This is a genomic window from Pseudomonas sp. NFACC10-1 (genome assembly GCF_900119195.1).
Classification (GTDB): domain Bacteria; phylum Pseudomonadota; class Gammaproteobacteria; order Pseudomonadales; family Pseudomonadaceae; genus Aquipseudomonas; species Aquipseudomonas cerasi.
Genome location: NZ_FPJB01000003.1, coordinates 310,277 through 322,667, shown reverse-complemented (window position 1 = coordinate 322,667; position 12,391 = coordinate 310,277). Strand labels below are relative to the sequence as shown.

At 58.5% G+C, this 12,391-nt stretch carries 11 protein-coding genes; 6 read left to right on the top strand and 5 right to left on the bottom strand.

The features are described from left to right. Positions 1-124: 124 nt before the first annotated feature. From BT119_RS10125 to BT119_RS10115, 3 genes are all read right to left on the bottom strand, one after another. Entirely contained in the window at positions 125-877 is a 753-nt protein-coding gene (locus BT119_RS10125; RefSeq protein ID WP_072365786.1) for a fimbrial biogenesis chaperone, read from the bottom strand. A 63-nt stretch (positions 878-940) separates the two neighbouring features. Next, on the bottom strand, positions 941-1,525 hold the full coding sequence (locus tag BT119_RS10120; RefSeq protein ID WP_003365284.1) for a fimbrial protein: 585 nt from the start codon (positions 1,523-1,525) through the stop codon (positions 941-943). 330 nt (positions 1,526-1,855) lie between these two features. Beyond that, on the bottom strand, positions 1,856-2,248 hold the full coding sequence (locus tag BT119_RS10115; RefSeq protein ID WP_175550567.1) for a hypothetical protein: 393 nt from the start codon (positions 2,246-2,248) through the stop codon (positions 1,856-1,858). 280 nt (positions 2,249-2,528) lie between these two features. Between BT119_RS10115 and BT119_RS10110 the strand changes: the two genes are divergently transcribed. The 5 genes from BT119_RS10110 to BT119_RS10090 all read left to right on the top strand — a co-directional run bounded on the left by BT119_RS10110 (position 2,529) and on the right by BT119_RS10090 (position 10,574). Continuing rightward, positions 2,529-3,695 carry an efflux RND transporter periplasmic adaptor subunit gene (locus tag BT119_RS10110; RefSeq protein WP_003433580.1) on the top strand — a complete coding sequence of 389 codons (1,167 nt, stop codon included), beginning with the start codon at positions 2,529-2,531 and terminating at the stop codon, positions 3,693-3,695. Then, positions 3,692-6,796: a multidrug efflux RND transporter permease subunit gene (locus tag BT119_RS10105; protein ID WP_072365568.1), complete on the top strand. Its 3,105-nt coding sequence runs from the start codon at positions 3,692-3,694 to the stop codon at positions 6,794-6,796. Before BT119_RS10110 ends, BT119_RS10105 begins: the two co-directional genes overlap by 4 nt. A gap of 10 nt (positions 6,797-6,806) precedes the next feature. After that, positions 6,807-7,484: a heavy metal response regulator transcription factor gene (locus BT119_RS10100; RefSeq protein ID WP_003314062.1), complete on the top strand. Its 678-nt coding sequence runs from the start codon at positions 6,807-6,809 to the stop codon at positions 7,482-7,484. Next, positions 7,474-8,838: a heavy metal sensor histidine kinase gene (locus BT119_RS10095; protein WP_072365566.1), complete on the top strand. Its 1,365-nt coding sequence runs from the start codon at positions 7,474-7,476 to the stop codon at positions 8,836-8,838. Before BT119_RS10100 ends, BT119_RS10095 begins: the two co-directional genes overlap by 11 nt. A gap of 206 nt (positions 8,839-9,044) precedes the next feature. Next, entirely contained in the window at positions 9,045-10,574 is a 1,530-nt protein-coding gene (locus BT119_RS10090) for a sensor domain-containing diguanylate cyclase (RefSeq protein WP_003365292.1), read from the top strand. A gap of 70 nt (positions 10,575-10,644) precedes the next feature. On the opposite strand, the gene BT119_RS10085 is transcribed toward BT119_RS10090, so the two are convergent. Next, positions 10,645-11,124 carry a PA2169 family four-helix-bundle protein gene (locus BT119_RS10085; RefSeq protein WP_002552329.1) on the bottom strand — a complete coding sequence of 160 codons (480 nt, stop codon included), beginning with the start codon at positions 11,122-11,124 and terminating at the stop codon, positions 10,645-10,647. 218 nt (positions 11,125-11,342) lie between these two features. Between BT119_RS10085 and BT119_RS10080 the strand changes: the two genes are divergently transcribed. Continuing rightward, positions 11,343-11,582 (top strand): DUF3820 family protein, encoded by a 240-nt coding sequence (locus BT119_RS10080; RefSeq protein WP_003341842.1) that lies wholly within the window; start codon positions 11,343-11,345, stop codon positions 11,580-11,582. A 124-nt stretch (positions 11,583-11,706) separates the two neighbouring features. Here the strand turns inward: BT119_RS10080 and BT119_RS10075 are convergent, their stop codons facing one another. Further along, positions 11,707-12,381, bottom strand: coding sequence for a bifunctional 4-hydroxy-2-oxoglutarate aldolase/2-dehydro-3-deoxy-phosphogluconate aldolase (locus tag BT119_RS10075; RefSeq protein ID WP_003433587.1), 675 nt, complete (start codon positions 12,379-12,381; stop codon positions 11,707-11,709). Positions 12,382-12,391: the final 10 nt, after the last annotated feature.

Here is a 12,391-nt window from a genome sequence, read left to right as displayed (position 1 = left end):
TTCACTCTACTTCGGCTGTCGCGCGCGTCGCGCAATCCTTTTACACAGACGCAGGTCTGCCGGGCGGTCTTGTCGCTGAGGCCCGACGGTTTGAACAGTGAACGCTGACAGTGGATGCGCCAGCTTATCGGGGCGACGCCTTGCCGGCGTTAACCGGTTGTTTATGGGTAAGGGCTGCCTGATAAGGCACTTGTCCGCCGTAGTCATTGAGACTGACGAAACTCAACAGCAACGGCGCACTTGCCGATGTGTGCTGTAACGGAATACGCAGACGCTGATGCGGCGCCAGCATCTGACTGTCCAGACGGGCAAGTTCGGTGTCATGCTGGCGTATGGAAACCCTCAGCATGGAGACATGATAGGGGCCGGGATTTTCGACCTGTACACCGGTGTCATCGACCCACTGCCAGTTCAGTTTTTCCGGAGCCTGCTGTGGATCACCCTGCAAACCATCAGGCCGGAAGAAGACTTTGATGCGCTGACGTACCGCGATCTGCAGTGTGTTTTCAGCTGCGGCCTGGGGAATTTCCTGAACATTGAGCCATAACACCGATTCACGATCGGTGGGCATGTCGGCACCGGAATGAATGATCCGCAATAGCTGCCTGCCACCCCCGGCCATACGCGCAAGTGCGGGTGTGACAATGAACGGCAGGTTCGGCAGACTTTCGTGAGTGCTGACCGCCGCCACATGCGGTTCAAGCCAGGACTGCAGGAGAATCTCTCCCCCGCCACTGTTGTGAACACCCAGACTGACCTCTTTATCAGTGCCCTGGTAAATGACTCGCGTCGTATTCAATACAATGCCCGCCTGAACGGTGGATGCGCAGAACACCAACGCAACAAGCATCGTGTAGCGAAAAAAATCGGAAAACATGCTGGCGTTCGCCTTGAATTCGGTAGAGGACAGAGCGAGCACTGCCCGCCCCGCCCGACACGATTACTCGTAATCCATCACGAACGGCAGGAAGCCGTCGGCATTACCCGGATTGGTGGGCGTGCCGTTAAGCACATACACCGCGCCAAAATTGATTTCAGCGGTGGCACCGTTGGCGCCATCCTTGATCAGCGTGGTGTCGACGGTTTCGTCACCACTCAGATCCATCAGCACACTGGACGCATTGAGCAGGCCGATACCGACGCCATCTGCCGCACCGGTGGTGCGCAGGAGTTTCGCGTCGTTGTTGTCCAGGCCACTGCCGTTACGGGCAATAAGGCGCATCTTCACCATGTTGTACTGGTCTGCACCGGCACTGCAGTTGACCAGCAGCTGGATGGGGGCAGCCGTCTCGAATCGGCTTTCGCTCGATACACCGATATCGGAGAAGGACACGTTGCCCAGGTCGATATTGATTTCGCCAGGGTTGGTCCCCGCACTGACACCCGTGCCCGGCCCCACATCGCAGGAGATATTGGTCAGTGTTCCGTTAAAGACCATTGTGCCGTTGTTCGCAGCACTGGCGGTACCTGCCATGCCAACGCCCATTACGCCCAGAACTGCCAATGTAAGAGAACGCTTTTTCATGCTAACGACCTTCCTTGTGTTATTTCGTGTGTGCCCGCTATCGGACGGTGAGCACTATAGAGCCAAGTCTATTTCAATGCTGTCAGCCCGGTAACTTTCACCCCGCAGACAACACAACACGACACGCAGGACAGGTCTGTAGGAATAATTATAAGTCGTGCCCGGCACACTGATAAAAACCCTTTTCCACACAGAAGCGCGTCTTTACTCAGTTACAGACTAGCGACGCCTTGACGGTGGCCGAGGTTATGTATCGTTCAAACCTGGCGGGCACTGGACTGCCACTTGAAAACGTGACAGTCCGGACGAGAAAACACAACAGGCAGCTAGTTACTGATAGCTCAACGTAACGACGGCAGCGCGCCCCTGCAGGGCTTCTCCGTCGATAACCACGGCGGCAGGCAATACCTGATACTGCGTCACGAAGGGCATTGCCTGCTCACCACAGACATTGCGTTCGGTGCTCACATGAATAATGACCCCGGGTGCAACTTCCAGCGTTCTCGACTGATTACCGGGCACCGTTATCTCTGTACTGGAAACCCTGCAACTGCTGTTGACGATACTGCCACGCAACGTTATTGCACCGTCCTTTGCCCATGACACAGCGGGAGTAGCCAGCCACAGCGTCGACATGATTGCGACCCACAAGTTTTTATCAAGGGACCGTAACGTCCACATCACTTTTCCGTTCGTTTTCTGACGGCTCATGGCGTACTCCATTCATTGACTCATACGATAAGTTAAGTTGATGAGAGAATGACCTGCCAGAAACCTACTTAGGAAAATGTAGGAAAACTCCTAGGACTTAATAAACATCTGGACAACTATCTCTTCAACATAGATATCGTCCAATTCCGACTTTTCTTGACTGCACGCCACACCCGCTGGAGGCTTTCTGACAAACCTGACAGCTGAAAGTCATTCTGTTGACCGGGTTTGCAGGCTATAAGGAAGCTGTAAAAAATATCTCTCCCGTACTGACATTTGGCGTTTTCTTCATATGCGCAGAAAGACCCTGACCGTCACCGCTGTCGTTCTGGTGATCGCCTGTGTGGCGATTGCCGGCTGGAAACTGACACGCCCGGCCACGCTTCCCAAAAATGCCGCTGCCGCTGTGCCGGTCAAAGTGATCACGGTCAGTCTTGAAGACGTGCCGCGCTTCGTCACAGGGATCGGATCGGTGCTGTCGCTGCAAAGCGTCGTGATCCGCCCCCAGGTGGATGGGGTGCTGACGCGCGTGCTGGTCAAGGAAGGTCAGCAGGTCAAGGCCGGAGACCTGTTGGCAACGCTGGATGACCGCTCTATCAGGGCTGCGCTGGAACAGGCGCGTGCCCAGTTGGCGCAGAGCAAGGCGCAGCTGGACGTAGCGCAATTGGACCTCAAGCGCTATCGCCAGCTCACCCAGGAAAATGGTATCTCGCGACAGACGTTCGATCAGCAACAGGCACTGGTCAGGCAGCTCGAAGCCACGGCAAAAGGCAACGAAGCGAGCATCAACGCCTCACAGGTGCAACTGTCCTACACTCAGATTCGCTCGCCGGTAACGGGACGGGTCGGCATTCGCAATGTCGATGAAGGCAACTTCCTGCGCGTCAGTGATGCTGCCGGACTGTTTTCAGTGACCCAGATCGACCCGATTGCCGTGGAGTTTTCCCTGCCACAGCAGATGTTGCCGACCCTGCAGGGGCTGATTGCCGAGCGCGACGCTGCGACCGTCAAGGCGTATCAGGGCGACGGCGCGGCCAACGGCCTGCTGCTGGGTGAAGGCACGCTTTCATTGATCGACAATCAGGTGTCGGCAAGCACCGGTACGATCCGCGCCAAGGCTCAATTCAAAAACCCCGGCGAGCAACTCTGGCCAGGGCAACTGGTGACCGTGAAGATCCAGACCGGTATCGAACTCAACTCGCTGAAAGTGCCGCCACAAGTGGTGCAGCGCGGCGTTGACCTGCACTTTGTCTATCGGCTCACTGCCGATAACAAGGTGGAAGTCGTACCCGTCAAAGTGCTCTATCAGGACAGCGAGCAGACGCTGATCAGCGGGCCGCGTGCTGGCGATGTACTGATCAGCGACGGCCAGTCGCGGCTACGCCCGGGAGCAACGGTCGAAGTGATCAGCACGCCTGCTGCGGATGTCGCCAGCGCGCAAGTGGAGCCCGCACGATGAACGGCCGTGGTTCGGTATCGGCGTGGTGCATCGACCATCCAGTGGCCACCTTGTTGTTGACCTTCGCATTGGTACTGCTGGGGGTCATTGCCTTTCCGCGTCTGCCGATCGCGCCGTTGCCGGAAGCGGAATTCCCGACCATCCAGGTCACCGCGCAACTGCCCGGCGCCAGCCCCGAGACCATGGCGTCTTCGGTTGCCACGCCACTGGAGGTGCAGTTCAGTGCGATACCGGGCATGACCCAGATGACTTCCAGCAGCGCACTGGGCTCCACCAACCTTACGTTGCAGTTCACCCTCAACAAAAGCATCGACACTGCGGCCCAGGAAGTCCAGGCCGCCATCAATACCGCCGCCGGACGCCTGCCGGCCGATCTGCCCAGTCTGCCAACCTGGCGCAAGGTCAACCCGGCCGACAGCCCGGTGCTGATCCTCAGCGTGAGTTCCAGTCTGATCCCCGGCACCGAATTGAGCGACGTCACCGAAACCATTCTGGCGCGCCAGCTCAGCCAGATCGAAGGGGTGGGCCAGGTATACATCACCGGTCAGCAGCGTCCGGCGATTCGTGTCCAGGCCGCCCCCGAGAAACTCGCCGCGCTGGGGCTGACCCTGGCGGACATTCGCCAGGCGGTGCAACAGACCAGCCTGAACCTGGCCAAGGGTGCCCTGTACGGCAAGGACAGTATTTCGACCCTGTCTTCCAACGACCAGTTGTTCAAGCCGCAGGACTACGCGCAACTGATTGTTTCCTACAAAAACGGCGCGCCCGTCCAGCTCAAGGATGTGGCTCGGGTCGTCGCGGGCTCGGAAAACGCCTACGTCAAGGCGTGGTCCGGCGATCAGCAAGGCGTCAACATCGCCATCTTCCGCCAGCCGGGCGCCAACATTGTCGACACCGTGGACCGTATCCAGCGTGAATTGCCACGCTTGCAGGAAATGCTCCCGGCCAGCGTCGATGTATCGGTACTCAACGACCGGACCCGCACCATCCGTGCCTCGCTGCATGAAGTGGAACTGACCCTGCTGATCGCGGTGCTGCTGGTGCTCGCGGTCATGGCGCTGTTCCTGCGCCAACTGTCAGCCACCCTGATCGTCAGTGCGGTACTCGGGGTCTCGCTGATTGCCAGCTTTGCGATGATGTACCTGTTCGGCTTCAGCCTGAACAACCTGACACTGGTGGCCATCGTGGTCGCGGTCGGTTTCGTGGTGGACGACGCCATCGTGGTGGTCGAGAACATCCACCGTCACCTCGAAGCCGGCCAAGGCATGCGCGAGGCGGCGATAAAGGGCTCCGGAGAAATCGGCTTTACCGTGGTGTCGATCAGTTTCTCGCTGGTGGCGGCGTTCATTCCGCTATTGTTCATGGGCGGTGTGGTCGGGCGACTGTTCAAGGAATTCGCACTGACCGCAACCGCGACCATTCTTATTTCGGTGGTCGTCTCCCTGACCCTCGCGCCGACCCTGGCCGCCCTGTTCATGCGCGCGCCCACCCATCACCCGCATCAGAAACCGGGGTTTGGTGAACGCCTGCTCGCCTCCTACGAGCGCGGCCTGCGCAAGGCCCTGGCCCATCAACGGCTGATGCTTGGCATATTCGGCCTGACCCTGGCGCTGGCGGTGGTCGGTTACATCCTCATACCCAAAGGCTTCTTTCCGGTCCAGGACACCGCGTTTGCACTCGGGACCACCGAGGCGGCTGCTGACATCTCCTACCCGGACATGGTGGAAAAACACCTGGAGCTGGCAAAGATCGTCGGCGCGGATCCTGCGGTGCTGGCGTTCTCGCATTCGGTTGGTGTTTCAGGCAGCAACCAGACCATCGCCAACGGCCGCTTCTGGATCTCGCTCAAGCCACGCTCCGAACGCGATGTGTCGGTCAGTGAATTCATCGACCGCCTGCGCCCCAAACTGGCCAAGGTCCCGGGCATCGTTCTGTATCTGCGCGCCGGGCAGGACATCAACCTCAGCTCCGGCCCGAGCCGCAGTCAGTACCAGTACGTGCTCAAGAGCAACGACGGCGAATTGCTCAACACCTGGACGCAACGGCTGACTGAAAAACTGCGCAGCAACCCTGCATTTCGCGACATGTCCAACGACTTGCAACTGGGCGGCAGCGTCACGCACATCGACATCGACCGCAGTGCTGCCGCGCGATTCGGCCTGACCACGGCCGATGTCGACCAGGCTCTGTACGACGCATTCGGCCAGCGGCAGATCAGCGAGTATCAGACTGAAGTCAACCAGTACAAGGTGATCCTTGAACTGGACGCCCAACAACGCGGCAAGGCCGAAAGCCTGGCGTACTTCTATCTGCGCTCGCCGCTGACCAGCGAAATGGTGCCGCTGTCGGCGCTGGCCAACGTCAGTGCGCCGCGCATGGGACCGTTATCGATCAGCCATGACGGGATGTTCCCCGCGGCGAACCTGTCGTTCAACCTGGCACCCGGGGTCGCCCTGGGCGATGCCGTGAGCATGCTCGATCAGGCCAAGAACGAAATCGGCATGCCCGCCTCGATCATCGGCAGCTTCCAGGGCGCGGCCCAGGCGTTCCAGAGTTCGCTGGCCAACCAGCCCTGGCTGATCCTTGCGGCGCTGGTGGCGGTGTACATCATTCTGGGCGTGCTCTATGAAAGCTTCGTGCATCCGCTGACCATCATCTCCACCCTGCCCTCGGCAGGCATCGGCGCACTGTTGCTGCTGTGGATGATGGGGCAGGACTTCTCGATCATGGCCCTGATCGGCGTGGTGTTGCTGATTGGTATCGTCAAAAAGAACGGTATTCTGCTGGTGGACTTTGCCCTGCAGGCCCAGCGCGAGCAGGGCCTCACGCCGCACGAGGCCATTTATGAGGCCTGCATCACCCGCTTCCGACCGATTATCATGACCACCCTCGCCGCCCTGCTCGGCGCACTGCCGCTGATGCTCGGTTTCGGCGTCGGTGCCGAGTTGCGGCAGCCGCTGGGTATAGCCGTGGTTGGCGGCCTGCTGGTGAGCCAGATGCTCACGTTGTTCACCACGCCGGTCATTTATCTGCAACTGGAGCGGCTGTTTCATCGACGCCAACCGGCGCCCGCCGCACCGACGCTGGCCCTGCAAAAGTGAGAGTTGCCCGATGCGCGTGCTGATTATCGAAGACGAAGAGAAAACCGCCGACTACCTGCGTCGCGGTCTGACCGAACAGGGCTATGCCGTGGACGTGGCGCGCGACGGGATCGAAGGCCTGCACCTGGCGCTGGAGAATGACCATGCGATCGTCATTCTCGACGTGATGCTGCCGGGCCTGGATGGTTTTGGGGTGTTGCGTGCGCTGCGTGCGCGCAAACAGACGCCCGTGATCATGCTGACCGCGCGCGAGCAGGTCGACGACCGTATTCGCGGCCTGCGCGAAGGCGCGGATGATTACCTGGGCAAGCCATTTTCCTTTCTGGAACTGGTCGCCCGCCTGCAGGCCCTGACGCGGCGCAGCGGTGGCCACGAGCCGGTGCAGATCACCATCGCCGACCTGTGGATAGACCTGATCAGCCGCAAGGCGACCCGCGCCGGCCTGCGCCTGGACCTGACCGCCAAGGAGTTTTCGCTGCTCAGTGTGCTGGCCCGACGTCAGGGTGACATCCTTTCCAAGACATCCATCGCCGAGATGGTCTGGGACATCAACTTCGACAGCGATACCAATGTGGTCGAAGTCGCGATCAAGCGCTTGCGGGCCAAGCTCGATGGCCCTCACGAGCACAAGCTGCTGCACACCATTCGCGGCATGGGCTATGTGCTGGAGAACCGCAGTGCGGGTTGATTCGATTGCCCTGCGCCTGAGCGGGCTGTTCGCGCTGGTGGCACTGGTGGTGTTCCTGCTGATCGGCTGGGCCTTGTACCTGCAGGTGGACAAAAGCCTCGATTTGCTGCCCCGTGCAGAGGTGGATGCGCGCTACAGCGTGCTGGAATCGGCGGTCAATCGTTTCGGCAACCCGGAACACTGGCGCAAGATCAAGGCCAAGCTCACCTTGCTCAGTGAAGAGGACAAACGCCTGCGCTTCTGGGTGGTGAGTGACAATCCGCTCTATGAGTTCGGCAATCCCGGTGCGGACATTCGTCGTTTTGCACAGGGGCCGCTGGGCATGCACGACCTGAAGCTGGCGGACCATCCGTTTTCGTTCAAAGTGCTGGTCAGCGAGTTTCCCGCCAAGGAACAGCGTCCGGCCCTGCGCTTTCTGACTGCCATCGACACCGAGACGTTCTGGCACACGCAGCACTCGCTGCTGGTCGCCTTGATCAGCCTGGCCACGCTGGGCATTCTGCTCGCGTCGGCGCTGGGCTACTGGGTCGCGCGGATTGGCCTGCGACCGCTGACCAGCCTTTCGCAGGAAGTCCAGAAGCTCGCCCCGCCAAGGCTGTCCGGACGCTTGCAGTTGTCGCCGCTGCCACCGGAACTCGAGCAATTCGTCGCCTCGTTCAACTCCACGCTGGAACGCGTCGAGCAAGCCTACTCGAGGCTGGAGTCGTTCAATGCCGATGTGGCACACGAGCTTCGTTCACCGCTGACCAACCTGATCGGTCAGACCCAGGTGGCGCTGACCCGTGGCCGCTCTGCCGAGCATTATTTCGAGGTGTTGCAGTCGAACCTCGAAGAGCTGGAGCGCCTGCGCTCGATCATCAACGACATGCTGTTTCTGGCCAGCGCCGATCAGGGCACCAAGGTCAAGGCACAGATCTGCACCTCACTGGCTGAAGAAGTCGCGACGACGCTGGATTATCTGGACTTCATTCTGGAAGACGCGCACGTGCAAGTCCGTGTCCACGGCGACGCCAGCGCACCCATTGAAAAACCCCACTTGCGCCGCGCGCTGATCAATCTGTTGCATAACGCCGTTCAGCACACTGGCGCTGGTGAAGTGATTGAAGTCAACATCGAATCCCGCGATGCCCATGTCACTGTCAGCGTGACCAATCCGGGCGTACAAATCGCTCAGGAACATTTACCCAGACTGTTCGAGCGCTTTTATCGGGTGGATGCCTCACGCAGTAACAGCGGCGCCAATCACGGCCTGGGGCTGGCCATCGTCAAGGCGATTGCCTTGATGCATGGCGGCACCGTGTTCGTGAACAGCGACAAGGGCGCCAATACCTTCGGCATCCAGTTGCCCCGTTGACACCTGAAAATACTGACTACACTGACCGTTTTCACGGTCCTCAGTGTGCGTCTGTTCGCAGCGTTTTAAATACAGTTGCTTTATTCACATTCCCTTCATATGGGGCTATAAGGAGCGTGTTATACACGCGTCAATAAGTTCCCCACCTAACTGATAATTTTATTAACCGATTATCAAGAATCATTCGTCTGCAGGTAGAACAACCGATGATGGTGTTTGCGTTTTCTCGGCAAGCCCGGCTCAAATGGACCCGTCCGGAGCTGATATTGATTTTCGGCAGCTCGGTTTCAATGCTCGCCATTCTGGCGATTGTCGCGTCTCTACTGGCCCAGGAGCGCGACGACGCAGCACAGACAGCAGCACGCGCAGCGTCCAATATCGTGCGTTTGATCGATGCCGACGTCATGCGTAATGCAGAACTTTACGACTCTTCACTGCAAGGCATGATCAGCGCGTGGCAGCGTCCGGACCTTCAGCAACTGTCACCTGAACTGCGCCAACTTGTTCTGTTCGATCGCGCCACTGCCGCCTCTTACAAGGGCGACCTGGTATTGCTCGATAACCGCGGCGAAATAGTGGCTGATTCTTTGTCTGTCACCCCTCGACACGACAACTTCGCTGACCGCGCCTATTTCAAGGACCATGCAACAGACCGCTCTTTGACGCTACACGTCAGTGCACCGTACAAGACTCGCTGGGGCTACAAGGACTGGTGCATCAGCTTCAGCCGCCGCCTATCAGGGCCCAACGGCGAGTTCATGGGCATCGTGAGCGCAGAGATGCGTCTGGTGTATTTCAAGCACCTGTTCATGAGCCAGAATCTGGGCCGTGACAGCAGCATCAACCTGATCAATACCTCAGGCATTCTGATCGTTCGCTACCCGGAAATGGAAGGTCAGGAGTTGATCGGCAAGGATTACAGCCACAGCCCCAACTTTCAGCGCATCCTTCAGGAAGGCGATGGCAGCTTTGCCGCGATGTCGACGCAGTTGAATGCTCGTCGGCTGTATACCTTCTCCCGAGTCGGCAACTTGCCGCTGATCGTGGTGATCGGGCAATCCGAAGATGAGGTGTATGCCGTCTGGCGACGCAATGCCTGGCTGGTCGGCTCCGCGACCAGCATATTGTGTCTGGGCATTTTGTGGCTGACCTGGCTGCTGTGTCGCGAGCTGAGAAGGCGCCACCGTGCCGAAGATGCACTGGCCAGCCTGGCCGCGACAGATGGTCTGACCGGGCTTGATAATCGCCGCCAGCTTGACGAAGCCATGGAAGTCGAATGGGCGCGAGCGCAACGCTCTGGCAAGCAGCTGTCATTGCTGATGATCGATGTAGATCATTTCAAGGCATTCAATGAGCGTCATGGCCATCAGGGCGGGGACGAGGCGCTGCGTCTGATTGCGCAGACCATCTCATACTGCATCCGTCGTCCGGGCGACCGCGTGGCACGCTATGGCGGCGAAGAGTTCGTAGTTGTGTTGCCGGAAACAGACTTGCCGGGGGCCATGCTGATCGCGGAAAAAATCCGCAAGGCTGCGGAGGCACTTCCGCTGTTCATGAATGCCGAGTATCCCATCACGGTCAGTATCGGGGTCGCTTCGGAGGTCGTCCGTCAGGGAGACAAGCTGGAAGCATTTTTCGGGGTGGCCGACAAGGCGCTGTATCAGGCCAAGGACAATGGGCGCAACCGGGTCGAGTACCGCAGTTCGGTTGCCAGAAAGGTGACAGACCCGGTCTGACCAGCTGCGTTCGGGCATAAAAAAACGCCAGACTGGCTGGCGTTTTTTCGGTTACCGCTGACGCATCGGATTACGATGCGGCGTGGGCTGCACGTGCTGCGTCACGCAGTGCTTTTACTTTGTCGTGGTTGGCCAGAACGCCAGCCTGCTGCTTTTCAATCAGCGCGATAACGTTAGGCGAAACGTTCTTGGCACGGGCTTTTTCCAGCGCTTCGCGGTAAGCCTTCTTGGCAACATCTTCGCCTTTTTCAACTTCTTCCAGCACGGCCTTGTCGTCGTCGGAAGTAACCATCGACTTCAGGTTGACCCATGCGCGGTGCAGTGCGCCAGATACGCTAGAAGAATCTTCAGGCTTGCCGCCCAGTGCGGTCACTTCAGCTTGCAGTTCACGAACGGCTGCAGCGACTTCGGTAGAGCGGTTTGCGAGGAACGATTTCACCTGGGCGCTTTTCGCGTGTTCTGCGCTGGTACGGAAACCTTCTTCACCGTCTTTGCTGGTTTCGATCAGGTCATTCAGGATAGAGATCGTTTCTTTGTTGATATCAGTCATTTGATAATTTCCTAATGGCAGGTTGATACGAAAGTGTTCGATGTATAGGTAATTGCAGACACCGTGCCAGTTTTTGATACGAAAATAACTATTTAAAATCAATGACTTACGAAATTTTCACAATTGGCCGTTCGTGACTTCTGCATGATCTGTCGTTTGGCCTGCATGCAGAATGCACGTATCGTACTGGCTGAAAGAGAAATACAGGCGTATCGCGGATGAATCCGGAAAAACTCAAGCTGCTGGTGACACAGGAAATGCCGTTCGGCAAATACAAGGGTCGGTTGATCGCTGATTTACCGGGGCATTATCTGAACTGGTTCGCCCGGGAAGGCTTTCCCAAAGGAGAGTTGGGAGGTCTGTTGGCGCTGATGCAGGAAATCGATCACAACGGCCTTGGCGCGCTATTGGACCCGTTGCGCACACGTCCACGCCAGTCGTTCAAGGACAAGGGATAAACAAAGAGACGGTCCGGGGAGAAAAAAACGGTGCTCCGGACCAGGGAGCACCGAAAAGCCATACAACCAACAACAACTTCCTTGTCGGAATCAGCAGTAAGGGCTGACTCCGAAATCCTGAAAATCAGTCAAACAGTGCCATTGCCTGCGCAGTCGCTTCCTGGATACGCCCCCAGTCGCCATTCTTGACCCATGCGTTATCGATCATCCAGGTGCCGCCCACGCACATGACGTTGGGCAGGGCCATGTAGCTCTTGAGGTTATGTTCGTTGACACCGCCTGTGGGGCAGAAACGCACCTCGTTGAACGGCCCGCCCAAGGCCTTGATCGCTGCCACGCCACCACTGATCTCAGCCGGGAACAGCTTGAAGCGGCGATAGCCCATGGCATAGCCGATCATGATTTCCGAGGCGCTGCTGACACCCGGCAACAGCGGCAAAGGGCTGTCGACCGCGGCTTGCAGCAGGTCTTGCGTGCTGCCGGGAGTGACGATGAACTGCGAACCGGCCGCTTCAGCGTCAGCCAGCATCTTGCGGTCCAGGATGGTCCCGGCGCCCACACACAGCTCGGGGCGCTGTTCACGCAGGATACGAATGGCGCTCAGACCGAACGCCGAGCGCAGGGTCACCTCCAGTGCAGTCATGCCGCCAGCGGCCAGTGCATCGGCCAGCGGCAGTACGTCCTGGTCACGGGCGATGGTAATCACCGGCAGAATCTTCGCCTTGGCGCAGAGTTCGTCGATCTGGGCAATCTTGTTCGCCATGCTGGTCAGCGACTGATTATTTTCATTCTGTGTCATGGCGACGGTT